This is a genomic window from Paenibacillus sp. FSL K6-1318, assembly GCF_037976905.1.
GTDB classification, from domain to species: Bacteria; Bacillota; Bacilli; order Paenibacillales; family Paenibacillaceae; genus Paenibacillus; species Paenibacillus amylolyticus_A.
In genome coordinates this window covers 4,506,852-4,527,785 of sequence record NZ_CP150270.1, presented here as the reverse complement: position 1 = coordinate 4,527,785, position 20,934 = coordinate 4,506,852, and the positions used below count along the sequence as shown (strand labels likewise).

Here is a 20,934-nt window from a genome sequence, read left to right as displayed (position 1 = left end):
GTTCGGGCTTGATCAAAGTCCCGTTCAAGATTGAAAGGGTGGAGAGACATGACTAATAATATATGGTGGGAAGATCTGCAGATCCACATGGTGGAATGGCGGCGTCACCTTCATCGCAATCCTGAGGTTTCCTTTCATGAGGAGAAGACATCCTCTTTTGTAGCGGATATGTTGGAGAGCTTTGGCGTTGAAGTGAAGCGTCATGTAGGCGGTCACGGGGTCATCGGTACGATTCGTGGGGACAAGCCAGGGCCTGTCGTCATGCTACGGGCCGATATGGACGCATTGCCAATTCAGGATGAGAAGAATATCGAATACGCGTCACAACAAGCAGGAGCGATGCATGCATGCGGCCACGATGGTCATATCTCGATCTTGCTCGGTACGGCATTGTATTTCAGCCGTCACAAGCAGGAGGTTCGAGGTGAGATTCGCTTTTTGTTTCAGCCAGCAGAAGAACTGCTTCCGGGCGGTGCAGTCCAAGTCATTGCCGATGGTGCGCTTGAAGGCGTGGATGTCATATACGGTATTCATCTGTGGACCCCGCTGCCTGTAGGTGTTGTTGCCAGTAAAGCAGGACCGATGATGGCAGCCGCGGACGACTTTTACATTGAGATCAAAGGAAAAGGTGGACATGGCGGCATGCCGCAATCCACGATAGATAGTCTTATCGCGGGTTCTGCGCTTGTGATGCAGCTTCAGACGGTTGTTAGTCGTTCTGTTGATCCATTGCAACCAGCAGTGCTGACCATTGGTACAATGCAGGCTGGCTCCGCTCAAAACGTGATTGCAGAGCAGTGCAAAATGAGCGGTACGGTTAGAACATTCGACGAAGAGACGCGTAGTGGGATGAAAGATCGGGTGCTCACCATGGTGGCCCAGACAGGGGCTGCGTACGGGGCCGAGACTCAAGTGAAATATATTATGGGATATCCGCCTGTAGTGAATGATGAACTGGAGACAGCGCGTTTCTTCAGGGAAGCTACAGAAGTATTTGGGGCAGAACGAGTGCAAACGTCGCCGATGCTTATGCCAGCGGAAGATTTTGCGTATTATCTGCAGAAGGTTCCAGGGTGCTTTATGTTTGTTGGAGCGGGTAATCCGGATAAAAATGCGATCTATCCGCATCATCATCCGATGTTTGATTTTGATGAAGATGCGATGCAGACGGCCGTAAAATTATTTATCGCCATGGCTAAGGGTTATACAGCCGAATGACTTTAGATGCAGTTGGGCATCCTGTTCATACCGAGGTATGGGCAGGATGTTTTTTTGTTTATTTTTAAAGTGGTTCATTTTCGGAAGCTGCCGGAACTGGACTTTTTTGTGATAGGAGGAAGTTTCGAATGGAAGGAACAGAACATACAGAAAGAACGGATGCTTGTATCGTTCAGCGGGATTTTACGGTTTTGCTGGAAGTCGGACACCCCGGATTCGACAGAGCGAGAGAGCAGCTTGGGAAGTATTCAGAACTGGTCAAGACACCGGCGGCGTTTCATACCTATCGAATCACTCCATTGTCGCTCTGGAATGCTGCTGCACTGGGATGGAATGCAGATCAGGTCATCGCAAGTCTGGAGCTGGTATCCCGCTGGAACGTGCCAGCTGCACTCATACAGGATGTTCAGAGGATTATGGATCAGTACGGGAAATTAAAGCTGCATTCCCAAGCAGATCATGCCATAATGCGCCTTTACAGTGAGGATGAGCGGTTGCTGGATGAGTTAAGCGGATTGAAAACAATAGCTGCCTTTCGTATGGAACGAACAGACGCTCATGAGCTTCTGCTTTCAGGAGAACAGCGAGGTTTATTGAAAAGGGAATTAACACGACTGGGTTACCCGGTTCTTGATTATGTGGGATATCGGGAGGGAACCAAACTTTCATTTGGATGGCGGTCCAATGATCCAGGGGACCACGCAGAGCGATTTGCGTTGCGTTCATACCAGAGAGAAGCTGTGGATGCATTCGAAGGTAGTGAGGGTATGGGAGGAAGCGGATTGCTCGTGCTGCCTTGCGGGGCAGGCAAAACGGTCATTGGCATGGCCGTTCTGGAGCGGCTTCAATGTGAATGCCTGATTTTGACGTCCAATACGACGTCTGTGCGACAGTGGATTCAGGAAATTCAAGACAAAACAACGATTACCAACGAACAGATTGGTGAGTATTCCGGTCAGAAAAAACAGGTGAAACCTGTGACTGTAGCTACATATCAGATTCTTACACACCGGAAATCCAAGGATGCTGATTTTACCCATATCAAACTGCTCAGTGAGCGGCAATGGGGTCTGATCATATATGACGAAGTACATTTGTTGCCAGCCCCGGTGTTTCGTGCAACTGCGGATATTCAAGCTACTCGAAGACTGGGATTAACGGCTACTTTGGTTCGAGAGGATGGCTGTGAACAGGATGTGTTCTCGCTGATTGGCCCGAAGCTCTATGATATGCCGTGGAAACAGCTGGAGCAGCAAGGATGGATTGCCGATGTACAATGTCAGGAAATCCGTATCCCGTTCTCCCCAGAACTAAGATCGAATTATCTGCAAGCCGAGATTAAGCATCAGTTTCGATTGGCTGCCGAGAATCCGGCAAAGGTACATGTGGTCAAGCGTTTGCTGGAGCGTCATCGGGATCTGCCTGCACTTGTAATTGGACAATATCTGGATCAACTTGAGTTGATTGCCCGGGAAATTGAAGCACCTCTGATTTCGGGGACAATGTCCCAGCAAGAGCGAATGAAGTGGTTTGCCGCTTTTCGACGTGGGGAGATTAAAACGATTGTTGTATCCAAGGTTGCCAATTTTGCCGTGGATCTGCCCGATGCTGCGGTTGCGCTTGAGATATCTGGGAGTTTCGGTTCAAGGCAGGAAGAAGCACAACGGTTAGGACGAATTCTCAGACCAAAAGCTGGGGAAAACAAAGCTTACTTCTATGCACTTGTATCAGAGGACAGCAAGGAACAAGAGTTTGCTTTAAACCGTCAGATGTTCTTGGTAGAGCAGGGATATGAATATGCCATCGTTCATGAAAACGAATAGTTTATTTATACTCGCAAAAAGAGGAGGTATTAAGGGATGTCTTCATTTGAACCAGTAAATGAGCCTGTAGTCATGGATATTGATTCATGGTCAAAGCTTACTTTGGTAGAACAAAAAGTACTTGGTGCAATTTTTCACAAACATGCTGCGCAGCCTTTTTCCTCCCTCCTGCCGCGAGAACAGTGGGCCATCGAAGGACTAAGTGTCGCAGAAGCCCAATCTACATTCGCCAATCTTAGGCAGCAAAGATGGATCGAATCTGTTCATAAGAGTTGGGGGGAGCGATTATTCTATATTCCTGCTTCGCTGATGGAGACATTGACGATTGCTTATGTGCAAAGAGTGGGCTTAACCGTTGAACAGATGACAATACATGCTCATGTACTACAGGAGGGAAAGCTGGATATTGCTGCAGAGCTTCTTCATCTGATCGCTTGGATCGGAAGAGAAGGACTTCCCTTGACAGGTAAGGGAACTATACATAAGAAAACGATTCAGAAATTAAGCGCGATCACCGTGTTATCTTCGACAGACTTTGATGGTTTGGGCATCCGATATGAACATTCGGACCTGTATCCGATTCACGTTGCAATCCTTCTGGATCTACTGCTCAGTCTGAATCTGGTTCAGAAGGCAGAGGGCCGAATTCGGATCGTAGATCATCGATTACAGCAATGGTTGAAGCTTTCATGGGGACAGATGCATCGGGAGGTATATCAAACTTGCGTAGACAGATACGGGAATACCGAGCCTGCTCTACAGCATTTCCGTCATCAATTGGCCGTTCTTTCTCCAGGGAAGAACGTATGGTGTCGTATAGTGAATTCCACATGTGAACCTCAGATCAGGGGATGGCTTTATGCACTGGCTGGTTGGGGTTATGGCGAAGTTGGAGAAGATCAGTCGGGAGCATTGGCATTCCGTTGGCTGATCGAACCACAGAGCCTGTTGAATCTACGCCAAGAGGCGGTAGGTGAGGCGGAGCCTTGTGGGTTTTACATGCAGCCTGATTTCGACATGTTGGTGCCACCGGAAGCAAGGCCTGATGTAATCTGGATGCTGGAGCAATGCGCAGAACGGGTAACGCGTGATCGGATGTCCATTTATCGCATGACGAGAGAGCAGATCATTTCGGCCATAGATAAAGGACATGCATTACATGAAGTGATGGAGTTTCTGGATCAATATGCTCTGACAGGCGTGCCGGAGAATGTACGTATTGCGTTAGCGGATTGGGGGAAGGAGACGGATGTTGCACCAGTGACTGTAAATCAGTACATGGAGCCAACGAAGGCAAGTACAAGCTCCGCAGAGGATCAGAAGTTATTCGAAAAAGATGTTTTGAGCAGTGAACATTCTTCTTTTTACACACCTTGTAATCAAGGTCTGGTTGATGTACCTGTATTGCTGCATGGGATGGAACGTGATCATGCTGTAACCGAGAAGAAGGTCTCTCTGTTGGGGTTGGAGGAGATACCGGAGACCTGGTACAGGGAATGGCGACGATATCATAGTTCAACAGCACGACAGATTGCTGCCAAAGCCATTGAGTGGCAGACCAAGCTTGGGATTCAACAGGATCATGGAACCCAATACCTCATTCCACATCAGCTAGAGGGGCATGAAGAATGGACATTAAGCGGTTGGTGTATGCTGGATTCAAGTGAACATACATCTGAGACAGAATGGCGTACATTCTCCCCGTCACAATGGGATACAATGCGTCTTATCCTGCCGGATGATGTCATAACCTGACTATTTCAAGTGAATATCAGGTTGAAAGGCGAATTTTCGAGTTCCCCTTATTTCTAATTGCAGGAAAAACTCTTCTTAACTATTCATGGATATGCTATGATGAGGTAGTCTACGTTAAGTAGAACTTTATATATAGATAGGATGAATATTTCATGAGCGTAGCGGAAATGAACACGGTCGATATGGCCCAAGTGTTAACGGGCGCATATGAACTGGGCGACATGATTAACCAATCTGCCGAAGTATCGGATTATTTATATTGGAAGCAGCAAGTCGAGTCTACCCCTGAGATTCAGATGGGGATTCGGAAGCTGAATGCCAAGAAGGAATTATTTGAAGAAACACAGCGTTTTGGTCATTTTCACCCGGATTATCATGCAGCGAAAGACCAGGTGAAGGCTCTCGAACAGGAGTTGGAAAATTTTGAAGCGGTAGCCCGCTTCAAACAGGCAGAGAAGTCCCTGGATGATATGTTATTCCAGATGTCAGAGACCATTGCATTCGCAGTGTCAACAACCATTAAGGTACCGAGCAACGATCCGAATCCGAAGGGCGGCTGCGGTAGTGGCGGCAAGTGTGGTTGCAGTTAAGTAATCATTATAGAAGGGCGGGGAACGATGATGTTTGCGGAAAGGACAGGATTCATTATATGGGTCAGTGATTTGAAGGCTGCCCGTAATCTCGAAAAATATGGCACCGTGCATTATATCTCCCGCCGTATGCATTATGTGGTCATGTATGTTAATGCAGAACGGGCAGAAGATACGATGAAAAATGTGAAGCGACTTTCCTATGTGCGCAAGATCGAACGCTCGTATCGAAACGAGATCAAAACCGAGTATGCCAGCAAAACCATGGACAAAACAAGCTTTTACGGAATATAGACGAGAAACTGGAGGGGCCCTTTGGGGTCGCTCTTTTCTTGAATTATGCACAAACGGACTTTTGTGAAAAAAAGTTAAACTTACGCCTTGAGGTTGCGGGACTAATGTTGTAATATATTTGGTAATAAATAGATAGAAAGTCCTATCTGGTGGAGAGTGATTCCCATGCGTGATAAGGTGATGCAACGTTGGAGCACCTACGAGCCGTTTTTCGTGGCTCTTGGAGACAAGAAAGTGGCCGACATCGTCATTACCCATCATGCCAAGATGCGGTATGCAGACCGTATTGAGCCTGCACGTAGTGATGATGACCATATTGCAGCGTGGTTATGGGAGTGTCTGAAGCAGGACCGTATAACACCATACTACCGTAATGAACAGGACGTCTACCTGATTGATGAGGATCTGGTCGTGGTCGCCGAATTTTCCGAGCTTGAAGGAGAATATGATATTGCGGGCAACCCGCTGCACAAAATGATTGTAGTTACGTTTCTGGGACGTATGTCGGAGACCATTGAGTTGAGGGACCTGAAGTCATATTACTCATGGTTAAGACATTCAAGAAGAATGACGTTGGTCAAAAATAGCCGCAAGCACAAGTAAGCCTGAGTAGATTCAATACGTTGAAATCATAGATTCAAGTATCATCGCATGCAGACAAGCTGCATGCTTTTTTTGTTGCCAAGCAGGAAATCGGCTACAATGTAGAGAGTGTAATCGAAGAGGGGCGAAGATATGAATTTTCACCAATTGCATATTTTTTATACGGTAGCAGAGAAAGGCAGCTTCTCGGCTGCTGCACAAGCATTACATATGACTCAACCGGCAGTAACGATGCAGATTCAATCACTGGAGGACTATTTTGGAACCAAGTTATTGCATCGTTCCACCAAAAAAATAGAACTATCCGAGGCTGGCCGGACTTTATTGCCTCACGCAAAACGGAGCGTAGAACTGGTCAGACAGACGGATGAAGCGATGTCGGCGTTTACCCAGATGTTACAAGGCCGACTCCAGCTTGGAGCAAGTTTAACGATCGGGGAATATGTGCTCCCACGCATGCTCGGCCCGTTTGCGCTTCAGTATCCCGATATTTCCATTGTCATGAAGGTGATGAACACAACGCAAATTATGGATGATATATTGAAACACCAGCTTAATTTTGGTCTGATTGAAGCGCCAGTACACCATCCGGACATGATCGTAGAGCCTGTCATGCAGGACGAGCTGAAACTGATTGTACCTGCCGGGCATGATCTGGCTAAGCGTAGCAAAGTGAATCTTGAAGATGTAATGAACTATCCCTTTGTGCTGCGTGAGAAGGGTTCTGGTACCCGTCAGGTGATGGAAGACCAACTGCAAAAGAAAAATATTGATCCACAGGATATGAATGTGGTGATGGAACTTGGAAGTACTGGAGCCGTAAAATCGGCTGTAGAGGCAGGGGTGGGTATTACGATGTTATCTCCTTCTTCCGTGCAGCATGAGCTGGCTCTGGGACTCGTTCATATTGTGGATATCCGTGGACTCGAATTCAAACGGCAGTTCTATGCCATCCATCTAAAATCGTCCTTGTTGCCCCTTTCAGCTGTCGCTTTCCTGAACTATCTACGTCAACAGGAGCAATCTGAGCAAGAACACAAGACGGGGAAGGCATAATAGGCGGAAACTCAATGCCAGATAAGATTTAATCCAAATCACTTTACACAAAGGAGCTGTTGTACATGGATCAACGCCAAGGACGCTGTGATCTTCATACCCATAGTCAGGCCTCCGATGGAATGCAGCCACCTGCTGATAATGTGAAGCTTGCCAAGCAAAAAGGACTATCTGCGGTTGCTCTGACGGACCATGATACAGTAGCTGGTGTAGCGGAAGCACAGCAAGCGGGGAAAGAGTACGATATTGAAGTTATTGCTGGAGTGGAGATCAGCACCCGGGCTGGCGGCAAAGATATTCATGTTTTGGGCTATTACGTGAATACGGAGGATGAGCAGTTCCTGCAACGGTTGCGCGGATTACGAGAAGCACGAGATGAGCGAAATCATCTGATTATTGACAAGCTACAGGAACTCGGGCTTGATATAAGCTGGCAGGAGGTACTCGATGAGCTGGGACGGCCGTTAGAGCCGGATGAGAGTATCGGCAGACCTCATATGGCTGATGTGTTGGTGAAGAAGGGATACGCTGTCGACATGCGGGATGCATTCGATCGATATCTTGCTGAAGGCAAGCCTGGCTTCGTATCTGTACCCCGAGTTGCACCCGAGGATGCGTGTGAGTGGATCAGAGCCGCAGGTGGAGCCGCTGTGATTGCCCATCCGGGTCTCTATAATGATGATGAATTGGTACGTCGCATCATTGATGATGCCCGTCCGGATGGTATTGAAGTATTTCATTCGGACCATGGCCCGGAAGAGGAACGCAGGTATGCTGAGATGGCCAGGGAGTATGATCTTATTGAGACTGGTGGATCGGATTATCATGGCGAACGGCAAGGAGTTGTGTTCCACGGCGATCTCGGTAGCAAGACCGTAACGGTTGATGTGTTGGAAAGGCTGAAGGCAGCTGCTTCACAGCAAAATGGAGAGTAAGCGAGACGTTGCAACGCTCTATCTGACTATGAGGGTGTTTTTGCTTATTGAGTACATTTTAGGATCAAAGGAGTATAGGACATGAAAACATGGTAGGCTCAACCTTCCTGTTTTCATGTCCCTTTTTTGTGCTAAAAAGAGTCTATGTAATGGAATAGTTTACCCAAGCGCCACGTGTAGCCCCGAGACGTTCGAATAATTGCTGTGCTCGCTCATTAGTTACTGCTGTGATCCAAGACATATATGCACATCCATGATCCCGCGTATATTGCTGACAGTGTGCAAATAACTTGGCTTCCGCTTCGCCCTCTCTGAATGTCTCCGTAACAAATAGGTCATTCATGATGGCGACACGCTCTGCTTTCATCGTGCTGTAGGTAAAGAACAGGGTGGAAAATCCGATAAGTTTCCCGTCCTCTTCTGCCACAAATTGAGCACCGATCTGCTGATTAAGCAGGTTGTTGATCAAAAGCTGGATGGATTGATCACCAGGCCAGGGATTATTGTAGAACCCCACCACATAGTCATGCATTAATGACATCAGGGGTTTCAGATCATCAGGTTGAGTTTCTCTAATATGTATGGTCATGATACACTTCCTTAACTGTAATTTTATTCGTGAATATTGAATTATTATACATATAAATGAATTAATATTCAATGAGGAAGCTAAATAAGCCGAGCTTCAACTATCATTCAAACAAGTAATGCAATAACAAAAACCCCCTGAACCGTTAATGGTCAGGGGATTCTGTCTTTGTTACTGTTACATCTATATAGGTTGAACTAATCATTTACACGATAACAGCGATTGGAAGGTTGTTCTGTCATCGTAGTGTCAGTGTAAATAATCTTTAGTTCAACTTATGTAGCCTTATCCATTTTTAATGGTGGATGGCAGACTCTTGATTAATTCATCATTTGGTGTGACAAACAAGGTCTTCTGATGATCATAGATGACAAAACCTGGCTTCGCACCACTTGGTTTGCGTACATGACGGATAAACGTGTAATCCACAGGTACACTGCTGGACTCCTTCGCTTGACTGAAGTAGGCAGCAAGTTGTGCTGCTTCTTCCAATGTTGCCTCACCAAAGTCTGTACTGCGAATGACGACATGTGAACCTGGAATGTCTTTGGTATGCAGCCAAGTGTCGTTGGAAGAAGCGAGACGGTTGGTCACATACTCATTTTGCAGGTTGTTTTTGCCCACAAGAATATCAATTCCCTCCGAGGAGGTGAACTGGTGTACGGTCGGACGATCGTTTTTCTTCTTCTTTTTACCTTTTTTGTTACGGTCACGAAGGTATCCCTGCTGCACAAGCTCATCCCGAATTTCCTCAATGTCGTTCATGGATGCAATGGACAGCTGCTGCAACAGGTTATCGAGATAGTCAATCTCGTCTTTGGTTTTGCCAAGCTGTTCATGGATGACAGCCAGACTGTTCTTGTATTTGTTATACCGCTTGAAATAACGTTGTGCGTTGTCAGACGGTGTGAGCAGTGGATCAAGCTGAATGGTAATGTTGGCTTGGTCTTCATCGTAGAAGTTCACAAGCTCAACACTCTTGTCCCCTTTGTGGACCTGATGCAGGGAGGCAAACAGCAACTCACCCCATAGTCTGAATTTGTCTGCATCGTCCGCTTCCAGTAGATCCTTGTTCAGGTTGTCCAGCTTTTTGATGTTTTTGCTTCGCTCATTCTGCAGAAAACGGAGCAGATCACTTACTCTTTGTTTTACCGTGTCCCGTTCAGCCTTGTCTCCGTAATAATCCTCCATGCACTTGCTCATCGTGTCATAGGTTTTCTCCAAGTCCTGAATGCTCTCAAGATGAACGGCCGAGAAAATCATTTTGCCTTTGGCGTTCATTCCGGTTACAGGCGTGTAGATATGATCTCTGACAGGTCCCATCACGGCTTCAAAAGCGTTCCAAAGTGTCCCAGCCTCGATCCGGCTCTCACCCTCCACCACAGTTGGATTGCTAACCGTGCCTTCAGCAGCAGTTCCACGGGTAGCAATCTCTCCCGCAATTAACGGGCTAAGACCGCTAAAGGAGTTCACAAGCCAGCGTGATGCATCTTCTTCAGCGGCATGATAGCTGTCCTCGAATGCTGCACGGCTCACTTCGAGCGGATTACTCTTATGTTGTTCAGGTGGGGCGGTATACGAGAATCCGGGCATGATTACACGGTAGCTGCTGATGGACGGAGTCACATGATGAATGCCATCCAGAATTGTTCCAGTGACGGGATCAAGCAAAATAATATTACTGTGACGCCCCATCAATTCAATGATGATCCGTTTAACCGAAACATCCCCCAGTTCGTCGCGCTGGCGCACATTGATGTGGATAATACGTTCCATGCCAATCTGACGGATCTCCTCAATGATTGCACCTTCACAGTGCTTGCGGAGCAGCATGCAGAACATGGGTGCTTCAGTAGGGTTAAGAAATGTCTTTTCCGTATAATGCACACGAGGATATGTCGGGCTTGCCGAAACAAGCAATTTACTATTTCCGCGCTGAGCACGCAGGGTGAGAACTACGTCATGGCCATTCGGCTGATGGATCTTGCTGATACGTCCACCAATGCAGCCTTGCAATTCATGAACAATGGCCCGTGTTACGATGCCGTCCAATGCCATTTTTCCACTTCCTCTCTCTATCGAGCATCTGCATTTTATCATCATGCCAAATGCTTCATCTATATAACTGAAATGAGCAACCAGGTTATGTAAAAAAAACAGGATTGGCTGCAGATTCTTCGTTGCTTGCCTGTTGAACGCTGGAATCGGTACTGCGCAGAACATCGCAGACTTTTATTTTAGCTTATTCTGTCCATCAGGGAAAGGATTCACCTTGCGGGTGCTAATCACAGACCTGTCCGAATACATATAGAGCAGGTAGTTTGTCCGGCATAGTGTACAGCCTGTCGACCAGCGCGCCGGTGAAGCATGTGAGCTTATTTTGCAGATGAAATACAGACTGGGAGGGAACCTTGAAGCATGGAACATACCAAGTGGCATCAACTTAGTGATGAAGAGCTTCGTAACACTCTTGGCGTCAGCCCGCAGGAAGGATTGACGGATGAAGCTGTAGCAGAGAAGAGGAAAGTGGTCGGTTCGAATGAGCTGAGCGAGGGGAAACGCATTTCTCCCATTACATTGCTCTTGAATCAGTTCAAGGATTTTATGGTGTTGGTATTGATGGGAGCAACGTTGGTATCCGGATTGCTGGGTGAATATCTGGATGCAGTAACGATTGTGGCTATTATCGTACTGAATGCGATTCTGGGGTTTGTACAGGAATTCCGGGCAGAACGATCTCTTCGTGCATTGAAACAGTTGTCCGCACCTCTCGCCAAAGTGCTTCGATCGGGCCAGGAAGTACATCTTGCCGCCAAACAACTCGTCCCTGGGGATATCGTTATGGTGGAGAGTGGCGACCGCATCCCCGCTGATGTGCGCTGGCTGCAAACGAACAGTCTGGATGTCGAGGAGTCGGCACTAACCGGGGAATCAGTTCCCGTAAGCAAACATTGCCTTCCGATTGCCGACGAGGACGTTCCGTTGGGTGATCAGAAGAATATCGGTTTCATGGGTACCATGGTCACTCGTGGTACGGCCAAAGGTGTGGTCATCCGTACGGGGATGGAGACGGAAATGGGCAAAATTGCCGATCTGATCCAGAATACGGAGGAGCAGGAAACACCGCTACAGCACAGACTGGAACAACTGGGCAAAATTCTGATTTTTGTCGCATTGGGATTAACCGTCATGGTCGTCGTCGCAGGTATATTGCACGGACAACCAGCCGTTGGCATGTTTCTGGCAGGGGTCAGCCTCGCGGTGGCAGCCATACCGGAGGGTCTGCCGGCCATTGTAACCATTGCACTCGCACTTGGTGTGCAGCGAATGATCAAACGTAAAGCCATTGTGCGCAAACTTCCTTCTGTCGAAACCCTTGGCTGTGCATCCGTGATCTGTTCGGATAAGACAGGCACGCTCACCCAGAACAAGATGACGGTAACGGATGTGTGGCTGGAGGGACGCAGCATCAAGGTTACTGGGGATGGTTATGCACCTGAAGGGCAGATGCTGGAGAACGGTCGAACAGTGGAATTGAAGAGTGACCAGTCCCTGCGCAGAATGCTTCAGATCAGCGCACTTTGCAACAATGCCAGTATTGTTGAGAGTGTTGCAAACGAATTAGGAAACAAGAAAAAAGGCAAGGATACCAAAAAGGATGGCAAGAAAAACGCTAAAAAAGATGATTACAAAGAAGAAGCGATCCAGCGAGAGAATGTATTCTGGGAGCTGAAGGGTGATCCGACGGAAGGTGCACTGGTCACACTGGCCTCCAAAATGGGGCTTACGCCTACTGGCCTAAAAGAGTTGTATGCTCGTCAACAGGAATTCCCGTTTGATTCGGAGCGGAAACGCATGTCGGTTCTGGTTCATCATCAGGGAGGGCGAATGATCTACACCAAAGGTGCACCGGATGTGTTGATCGGACACTGCAGCTATATTTTATGGGAAGGCAAGGTCGTACCTTTCACTGGAACACTGCGGCAGAAAGTCATGGCAGCAAATGAGAGCATGGCCGGAGCGGCACTTCGTGTCCTCGGAATGGCCTACCGTGAAGTGCGGCCGGAAGAAAAGGTGGCTGACGAACACGCTGCCGAAAGTCAGCTTGTATTCGTAGGACTTGCAGGTATGATTGATCCACCGCGTCGTGAAGTGCGAGATGCGATTGCCACATGCCGCAAAGCGGGCATTCGTACCGTCATGATCACAGGTGATCATGGAACAACGGCAGAAGCCATTGCGCATCAGTTGGGGATTCTTCCACGTGGAGGTGCCTCGCTAAGTGGTCAACAGCTGGCAGGCATGACGGACGAGCAACTGGATAAACAGGTAGAGGGCATCTATGTTTTCTCAAGGGTATCCCCTGAACATAAGCTTCGCATCGTAAAATCGTTGCAACGCAAAGGGCATGTCGTCGCCATGACGGGGGATGGAGTAAATGATGCTCCCGCGATTAAAGCGGCTGACATCGGGATCGCGATGGGCATTACAGGTACAGATGTCACGAAGGAAGCTTCGGCGCTCATTCTGAGTGATGATAACTTCTCAACTATTGTGGCTGCCATTGAAGAAGGCCGTAATATTTATGAGAACATTCGCAAATTTATCCGGTATTTGCTCGCATCGAACGTAGGCGAGATTCTAACAATGTTCTTTGCGATGATGATGGGCTTGCCACTTCCACTCGTACCTATTCAGATTCTGTGGGTTAACCTGGTGACGGACGGCTTGCCTGCAATGGCGCTCGGGGTAGATCAGCCGGAAAAAGATCTGATGGAACACAAACCACGCGGCGCCAAGGAAAATATTTTTGCCCGCAGACTGGGTTGGAAAATCGTCAGCCGGGGTGTATTGATTGGATTATGTACACTCGGAGCGTTCTGGCTTACCCTTCAGGCTGCACCGGATAACCCCGGTCAACTGATCAAGGCACAGTCTGTGGCTTTTGCAACACTCGTTTTGGCGCAGCTTATTCATGTCTTTGACTGCCGTAGTTCGCGGTCGATCTTCCACCGGAATCCACTACAGAACAAATATCTGGTTCTTGCCGTGATTTCATCGGTTGTACTGATGCTCGTTGTGATGTACGTTGAGCCGCTGCAGCCGATCTTCAAAACCGTACCTCTAGGATTACGTGAATGGGCAATCTGTATCGTTGCTGCGGGTATCCCGACGTTCCTTATGGGCGCTGGCAGCGTGTGGGGTGGTCGTCGTAACCGCCGTCGCATGGGTGGTTCTGGCCGCTTCGTACCAAAAAGTACAAAGTTTTCAGCATAAAATCAATAGCTTTTCCTGATCCATTTCGGTATGCTATCCTCAAAATGATTCGAAGCGGCAGCTTTGGCATTTTGCAGGATAGCTTTTTTGTGTGCAGATGAATATGAATTTCTATGGTAATCCTGTAGAAGAGCAGGAATATAGCTTTGGCAGCAGACTGCCAAAAGGAGTGGGCAAGATTATGGAATTTACGAAAATGCATGGACTTGGTAACGATTTTATCGTTGTATTTGGTGAAAAGGAGCTTCCGACAGATGCAGCAGAATTGGCTGTGAAATGGTGCAACCGTTTCTTCGGCATCGGTGCGGATGGCCTGGTTTATATACTGCCTTCAGAAAAGGCGGACTTTCAGATGCGTATCATGAATTCGGACGGTTCGGAAGCAGAACAGTGTGGGAATGCCATTCGCTGTGTATCCAAATATGTATACGATCATGGTCACGTGAACCAGGAGCAAATTACCATTGAAACGATTGGTGCAGGTGTACAACCTGTGAGTCTCAATATTCGTGATGGTAAAGTGGAAACGGTTCGTGTGGATATGGGTGAGCCGATCCTGAACGGTCTTCAAGTGCCTACAACGGTGGATGCCAATCCCGTGGTTGATCACTACATTGAAGCAAATGGACATGCGTTCAAATTCACTGCTGTATCCATGGGTAACCCGCATGCGGTCATCTATGTTGATGATGCTGTGAATTTTGATCTCACGACTTGGGGACCGCTTCTTGAAGTGCATCCGATGTTTCCAAAAAAAATCAATGTGGAATTCGCCACAGTTCGTGACCGTGGATATGTGGACATGCGTGTATGGGAACGCGGAGCTGGTCCAACACTTGCTTGTGGAACCGGAGCTTGTGCAACACTGGTATCCTCTGTCTTGAATGGACATACAGATCGCACAGCTGTCATCAGCCTCAAGGGTGGAGATCTCCACATTGAGTGGAATGAAGATGATAATCATGTCTATATGACAGGACCTGCAGAGGTTGTTTTTAAGGGAGTTACTTCATAATCAAGTGAACGGTGTAACACAGGAGGCCTGCGGGCCTCTTTTTTTGTCAAAAAGGACAGGTCGTGTCTCCTGTACAGGGACATATTGGGGGCTGTATGGCAAAAAAGTCCATATGAGCTGGATACTCATCAAAAACCTGTGTTTTTCTTCGTTTTTTAGCGTTTTTTATGTTACATTAGTATGAAAACGATCACAGCTAGGCGGGGGGAAAAGGGATGAAGGCTGATTTGCGCAAAGCTATGCAGGAACGCGTTCTCGTTGGAGATGGGGCCATGGGAACATTTCTATACCAAATGGGATTCCCGGTAGGGATTTCATATGAAGAGTTGAACTTGATTTCACCTGAAGTGGTGGCGGATGTACATCGCCGTTATCGGGACGCAGGTACAGAAGTATTTGAAACAAATACGTACTCTGCCAATTATGACAAGTTGTCCAAGTTCGGTCTGGAGTCCAAGGTGGAGGACGTGAACCGTGCCGGCGTACGCATTGCCAAAGAGGTAGCTGGAGATACCGGTTATGTGCTTGGTGCAGTTGGTTCTATTCGAGGTGGCAAGCGGACGAACGTGTCTACAAGTGAACTGAAACGCTTTTATCAACAACAGATTTTTGCTTTGCTTGATGAAGGCGTGGATGGCATTCTGCTTGAAACCTTCTATGATATCGAGGAAATGGATATTGCCCTCTTGCAAGCGCGCAAGCTGAGCGATCTGCCTGTGATTGGACAGTTCGCGGTAGAGGATGTAGGACACACCCTGGACGGATATACGATGCCTGAAGCCTTCCGGATCATGCGGGAGCAGGGCGCGGACGTGATCGGTTTTAACTGCCGCTCGGGTCCAAACGGGATTATGCGAGCTATGGAAACCGTCTCCGGACGTATCGGTATCCCGATGTCTGTTTATCCGAATGCGGGTGCAGCAGACTATGTCGATGGTCAGTTCCGTTATGGTGCCACTCCGGAGTACTTTGGTCAGACGGCAGTGCAATTTGCTGATCTGGGCGCTCGTATTATCGGCGGTTGCTGTGGTACGACACCTGATCATATTACTGCAATGAAAGAGGCTCTCGCTGACTATGTACCTTCGCCTATTTTGGAGCCTGATCCGTCAGAAACCAAAGCGCGTATCGTACTGCATGAAAATGTGGATGAGCGTTCCGGACGTGGTGGACAGCCTACGATCGTTGATCTGGTCAAGCAGCGTCACACCGTTATCGTTGAACTTGACCCGCCGCGTGATTTGGACATTGCCAAGTTCATGAAAGGCGCCGAGACTCTGAAAGCAGCAGGAGCAGATGCCCTGACACTAGCGGATAATTCATTAGCGGTTACACGGATGAGCAACATGGCGCTGGGTCACCTCGTTCAGGATCGCACGGGCCTTCGTCCACTGGTGCATATTGCCTGCCGTGACCGGAACCTGATTGGAACGCAGTCCCACATGATGGGGTTTGATGCTCTGGGCATTAATCATGTACTGGCTGTAACAGGTGATCCTGCCAGATTTGGCGATCTGCCAGGTTCAAGCTCGGTATACGATCTGACTTCTTTTGAAATCATACGCATGATCAAACAGTTGAACGATGGGGTGGCCTTCTCGGGTAAACCGCTGAAGCAGAAAGCTGGTTTTGTCATCGGAGCAGCTTTTAATCCCAATGTGAAATATCTGGAGAAAGCAGTACAACGTCTGGAGAAGAAAATTGCCTCTGGCGCTGATTACATCATGACACAACCGATCTATGATCCTGAGTTGATTGTAGCAATGCACGAAGCGACCAAACATCTGGATGTGCCTATTTTTATAGGTGTAATGCCACTGGCAAGTGGACGGAATGCAGAGTATCTGCACAACGAGGTTCCGGGAATTCAGCTTTCGGATGAAGTGCGTTCCCGGATGGCAGGTCTGGAAGGCGAAGAGGGTCGTGCGATGGGGGTAAAAATTGCCAAGGAACTGCTGGACGTAGCCACAGCACATTTCAAAGGGATCTATCTCATGACACCGTTTATGTTCTACGGCATGACGGCCGAACTGACTCAATATGTATGGGAGAAGTCGGAGCATCAATGTCCTACTTGTTTCAACCCTAATAATCAATTACAATAGTAAAACGGATGTGATGCCGATGTCATTCAGTATGACCGGATACGGTCAATCCGCCTTTCATTTTGGCGGCTATAAGGTACAATTAGAGATCAAATCTGTTAATCATCGTTATTGCGAAGTGATGATGCGTCTGCCAAGAGAGTGGACGTATTATGAAGACGGTTTGAGGAAGATCGTACAGAGCCGTTTGAAACGTGGGCGGATTGATGTTTATGTAATGAAAGAAAAAGAGGAAGACCAGGCTCTTCCCGCTGTTCTGAATGAACAGACGGTCAGGGCCTATCTGCAGGCTGCAGAGCAACTGGAGACTCACTTTGGAATGCAGGGCAAACCAAGTATTGTGGATATGCTTGGGCTGCCGGACGTCATGGTTCATTCGGATGGGACAAGTTCCATTCCCGAAGAGCAGAAGGACGAATGGGAGCGTGTTTTGCAGGAAGGATTGAGAGAGGCTCTGTCCAGCCTTGAGCAGATGCGCGCACGCGAGGGTCTTCATCTGGCCAGTGATCTGGAACGGCGGATTATTCGTCTGGAGTCACTGCATACCGAGATGCTTGCTCTTGCACCGACTGTGGTAAGTGATTACCGCAACAAGTTAAGGCAGAGGCTTACGGAAATGCAGGAAGAAGGCTCTTTCCCTTTTGATGAGCATAAATTGGGTATGGAAATTGCAATGTTTGCCGATCGTTCTAACATAGAAGAGGAGCTTACGCGTCTACTCAGTCACTTTGGACAGAGCAGGGAACTGCTGAAGAGTGATGAACCGGTAGGTCGTAAGTTAGACTTTCTAATTCAAGAGATGAATCGGGAAGTCAATACGATTGGATCAAAAGCCAACCACTTGGCTCTGGTGAACCGTGTTGTCGAGATGAAGGCGGAGCTGGAGAAGATTCGTGAGCAAGCGGCGAATATCGAATGAACGGCCACATTTCGGCAGAAGAGTCGCATGTATAGGGGGAAGAACCTGATTATGGCAATCAAACTCATTAACATTGGATTCGGTAACATCGTATCGGCGAACCGGATTATATCCATCGTGAGTCCGGAATCGGCGCCGATCAAGAGAATTATACAAGAGGCAAGAGATCGTCACATGCTGATTGATGCAACGTACGGAAGACGTACTCGTGCCGTAATTATTACGGATAGCGATCATGTCATTCTGTCTGCAGTTCAGCCGGAGACGGTCGCCCATCGTCTTTCTTCGAAAGATGATGATAACGACGAATAAAATGGAGTGTAATATGTCTAAGGGATTACTGGTAGTGTTGTCCGGCCCATCTGGGGTCGGGAAGGGTACTGTATGCAGCGCTTTGCGCAAACGGGTGCCGGAATTGATCTATTCCGTATCGGCGACAACCCGTCAGCCTCGTCTGGGTGAAGAACATGGTGTAAACTATTTCTTCAGAAGTCATGAAGAGTTCCAGAACATGATTGCTGAAGATCAATTGTTGGAACATGCGGAGTATGTCGGTAATTATTACGGAACACCGCGTGATTTTGTAGAGAAAACGATTAACGAAGGCCGCGACATCATTCTGGAGATTGAGGTTCAAGGCGCGTTAAAAGTGAAAGAGAAGTTCCCGGAAGGCATCTTTGTTTTCCTGCTTCCTCCTTCATTGGACGAGCTGAAAGATCGCATTCAGGGTCGTGGTACCGAAAGTCAAGCGACCATTGATCACCGGATGTCTGTGGCGGTCGATGAGATCAGTCTGCTGGAGCAGTATGATTACGCTGTTGTTAATGATGAAATTGATTTGGCGTGCAAGAGAATAGAAAGCATCATAATCGCCGAACATTGTAAGATCAATAAATAATCCCCTTTTGCCGCTGCAGAATACGATATAAGTGGGGCAGTTGTCATATCATGTATTGAAGCAGTCCTTATTGGAGTGCCAAATGTGAAGACATGCCACATCAGTTCTGTCAGGCGGCAACTTGTGATTATACTAATGCGAAGAGGTGTTTGTTAATATGCTGTATCCTTCTATTGATGAAATGATGAACAAAGTCGACAGCAAGTATTCCCTTGTTGTTGCTGCTTCCCGCCGGGCTAGACAGCTACGTGAAGGTGAAAAAACGGATTTAAGAGGTGCGAGATCCCATAAACAAGTTGGCGTTGCACTGGAAGAAATCTATGGAGACCTGCTCGTTGTCATCAAAGGACAGGACGAAGAAGAAGAGTAAGCCGCCTGCGGCTGCTCTTCAACTGCATACGGCGTAAGCCGGATTAATTGACAACCGCGAGGTTGTTATTTTTTTACGAATGAATCAATTTCATAACTCATTAAATCATCGTTTTTGTAACTAGATATATCGTTTTGATCTATATCTAGCCTTGATTGAAGCAACTAAAGGTATTATGAAATTGATTCCAATAAGCATATTTTAACGGAATCTTACTTAGACGTCGTATAAATATCGGGGGAAATAACCATGTTGAACGGTAAAAAAATCGTGCTTGGTGTGACAGGCGGCATAGCCGCTTACAAGGCGGCAACATTATGCAGCAGACTGGTGCAAAAGGGAGCGGATGTTCATGTGATTATGACAGCTTCCGCTACACAGTTTATTACCGAATTGACGCTGCAAACGTTGACCCGAAACACCGTATATACCGATACATTTGATGAACGTGAGCCAGCAGTCGTATCTCATATTCATCTGGCTGATCTGGCTGATCTTGTTTTGGTTGCTCCGGCTACAGCGAATGTGATTGCCAAGATGGCGCATGGCATGGCAGATGATATGCTCTCAACGACACTGCTTGCCACGACAGCTCCTGTCATGATTGCGCCAGCGATGAACGTACATATGTATGATCATCCAGCTGTAAAGCATAATATGAACCTGCTTGTTGAACGGGGCGCCATGATGATCGAACCGGGTGAAGGTCTGCTTGCGTGTGGATATGTGGGCAAGGGGCGTCTGGAAGAACCGGAAAGCATTGTGGATGTGGTAGAACGTTTCTTTGAACAGCGTGAATCTGCACACCGTATAAGGAACGAACAAGCTTCACTATTACAAGGCAAGAAGGTTGTCGTTACAGCTGGAGGTACGATTGAGCGCATTGACCCAGTACGATATATAACGAACGATTCATCTGGCAAAATGGGATTTGCGATCGCCGCTGCTGCGCGTGATCTGGGGGCAGATGTGAAACTGGTTATGGGCAATACCCAAGCCAAGCCACCGGAGAACGTTGAGTTGATCCCTGTACAGTCTGCACAGGATATGTATGAAGCCGTAACACGCGAGTGGGACGATGCTGATATCGTAGTTAAGGCGGCGGCAGTTGCCGATTATCGTCCAAAGGAAGTTTATACCGAGAAGATCAAGAAGAAAGGCGACACGCTGTCGCTCGAACTTGTTAAAAATATTGATATTCTTGAAACGCTGGGAAAACAGAAGACCCATCAGTTTTTGATTGGTTTTGCTGCGGAGACTCAGTCGGTTGAGATGTATGCACGTGAGAAATTGGAACGGAAAAACTGTGATCTGATCGTAGCCAATGATGTAACCCGCACGGGTGCAGGATTTGGAACAGACACCAACGCGGTAAATATCTATGACCGGGATGGTTTGGTGGAGGAGCTTCAAGTGATGGCCAAGGACGATGTGGCTCATCGGTTGCTCCGGATTGCGGCGGAGCGCATTGCCGGGAGGAATTAGGA

General features: G+C 47.7%; 18 protein-coding genes. 16 read left to right on the top strand and 2 right to left on the bottom strand.

Features of this window, described 5'->3' with window-relative positions:
* The first annotated feature begins 48 nt into the window (after positions 1-48).
* From NYE45_RS19975 to NYE45_RS19940, 8 genes are all read left to right on the top strand, one after another.
* The gene (locus tag NYE45_RS19975) at positions 49-1,218 is read left to right on the top strand and encodes a M20 family metallopeptidase (RefSeq protein ID WP_340013730.1); all 1,170 of its coding nucleotides are present in this window, start codon (positions 49-51) and stop codon (positions 1,216-1,218) included.
* Positions 1,219-1,346: 128 nt separating this feature from the next.
* Positions 1,347-3,041 (top strand): DNA repair helicase XPB, encoded by a 1,695-nt coding sequence (locus tag NYE45_RS19970; RefSeq protein ID WP_340013729.1) that lies wholly within the window; start codon positions 1,347-1,349, stop codon positions 3,039-3,041.
* 36 nt (positions 3,042-3,077) lie between these two features.
* Positions 3,078-4,796 carry a helicase-associated domain-containing protein gene (locus NYE45_RS19965; RefSeq protein WP_340013728.1) on the top strand — a complete coding sequence of 573 codons (1,719 nt, stop codon included), beginning with the start codon at positions 3,078-3,080 and terminating at the stop codon, positions 4,794-4,796.
* Positions 4,797-4,948: 152 nt separating this feature from the next.
* Complete coding sequence (locus NYE45_RS19960; RefSeq protein ID WP_340013727.1) at positions 4,949-5,386, top strand: YlbF family regulator; 438 nt, start codon at positions 4,949-4,951, stop codon at positions 5,384-5,386.
* A 30-nt stretch (positions 5,387-5,416) separates the two neighbouring features.
* Complete coding sequence (locus NYE45_RS19955) at positions 5,417-5,680, top strand: YlbG family protein (protein WP_095290540.1); 264 nt, start codon at positions 5,417-5,419, stop codon at positions 5,678-5,680.
* Between the two features lie 165 nt (positions 5,681-5,845).
* Positions 5,846-6,283: a hypothetical protein gene (locus NYE45_RS19950; RefSeq protein WP_017687436.1), complete on the top strand. Its 438-nt coding sequence runs from the start codon at positions 5,846-5,848 to the stop codon at positions 6,281-6,283.
* Between the two features lie 132 nt (positions 6,284-6,415).
* Complete coding sequence (locus tag NYE45_RS19945) at positions 6,416-7,339, top strand: selenium metabolism-associated LysR family transcriptional regulator (RefSeq protein WP_340013726.1); 924 nt, start codon at positions 6,416-6,418, stop codon at positions 7,337-7,339.
* A gap of 65 nt (positions 7,340-7,404) precedes the next feature.
* Positions 7,405-8,274 carry a PHP domain-containing protein gene (locus NYE45_RS19940; protein ID WP_340013725.1) on the top strand — a complete coding sequence of 290 codons (870 nt, stop codon included), beginning with the start codon at positions 7,405-7,407 and terminating at the stop codon, positions 8,272-8,274.
* A gap of 142 nt (positions 8,275-8,416) precedes the next feature.
* Here NYE45_RS19940 and NYE45_RS19935 read toward each other — a convergent pair whose 3' ends face one another.
* Together NYE45_RS19935 and NYE45_RS19930 are read right to left on the bottom strand one after the other, a co-directional pair.
* On the bottom strand, positions 8,417-8,863 hold the full coding sequence (locus NYE45_RS19935; RefSeq protein WP_340013724.1) for a GNAT family N-acetyltransferase: 447 nt from the start codon (positions 8,861-8,863) through the stop codon (positions 8,417-8,419).
* A gap of 285 nt (positions 8,864-9,148) precedes the next feature.
* Positions 9,149-10,921, bottom strand: a complete 1,773-nt coding sequence (locus NYE45_RS19930; protein ID WP_340013723.1) for an NFACT RNA binding domain-containing protein — start codon at positions 10,919-10,921, stop codon at positions 9,149-9,151.
* Between the two features lie 360 nt (positions 10,922-11,281).
* On the opposite strand from NYE45_RS19930, the gene NYE45_RS19925 reads away from it, so the two are divergent.
* From NYE45_RS19925 to coaBC, 8 genes are all read left to right on the top strand, one after another.
* A complete protein-coding gene (locus tag NYE45_RS19925) occupies positions 11,282-14,140 on the top strand; it encodes a calcium-translocating P-type ATPase, SERCA-type (protein WP_340013722.1) in 2,859 nt (952 codons plus the stop codon).
* A 181-nt stretch (positions 14,141-14,321) separates the two neighbouring features.
* Positions 14,322-15,155: a diaminopimelate epimerase gene (gene dapF, locus NYE45_RS19920; RefSeq protein WP_340017407.1), complete on the top strand. Its 834-nt coding sequence runs from the start codon at positions 14,322-14,324 to the stop codon at positions 15,153-15,155.
* Between the two features lie 215 nt (positions 15,156-15,370).
* The gene (locus NYE45_RS19915; RefSeq protein ID WP_340013721.1) at positions 15,371-17,260 is read left to right on the top strand and encodes a bifunctional homocysteine S-methyltransferase/methylenetetrahydrofolate reductase; all 1,890 of its coding nucleotides are present in this window, start codon (positions 15,371-15,373) and stop codon (positions 17,258-17,260) included.
* Positions 17,261-17,279: 19 nt separating this feature from the next.
* Positions 17,280-18,179: a YicC/YloC family endoribonuclease gene (locus NYE45_RS19910; protein WP_076333317.1), complete on the top strand. Its 900-nt coding sequence runs from the start codon at positions 17,280-17,282 to the stop codon at positions 18,177-18,179.
* A 51-nt stretch (positions 18,180-18,230) separates the two neighbouring features.
* Entirely contained in the window at positions 18,231-18,491 is a 261-nt protein-coding gene (locus NYE45_RS19905; RefSeq protein WP_006209218.1) for a DUF370 domain-containing protein, read from the top strand.
* A 13-nt stretch (positions 18,492-18,504) separates the two neighbouring features.
* On the top strand, positions 18,505-19,077 hold the full coding sequence (gene gmk, locus NYE45_RS19900; RefSeq protein ID WP_017687445.1) for a guanylate kinase: 573 nt from the start codon (positions 18,505-18,507) through the stop codon (positions 19,075-19,077).
* Between the two features lie 157 nt (positions 19,078-19,234).
* Positions 19,235-19,447, top strand: a complete 213-nt coding sequence (rpoZ, locus tag NYE45_RS19895; protein ID WP_036614619.1) for a DNA-directed RNA polymerase subunit omega — start codon at positions 19,235-19,237, stop codon at positions 19,445-19,447.
* A 249-nt stretch (positions 19,448-19,696) separates the two neighbouring features.
* The gene (gene coaBC / locus NYE45_RS19890) at positions 19,697-20,932 is read left to right on the top strand and encodes a bifunctional phosphopantothenoylcysteine decarboxylase/phosphopantothenate--cysteine ligase CoaBC (protein ID WP_340013720.1); all 1,236 of its coding nucleotides are present in this window, start codon (positions 19,697-19,699) and stop codon (positions 20,930-20,932) included.
* Positions 20,933-20,934 lie beyond the last annotated feature (2 nt).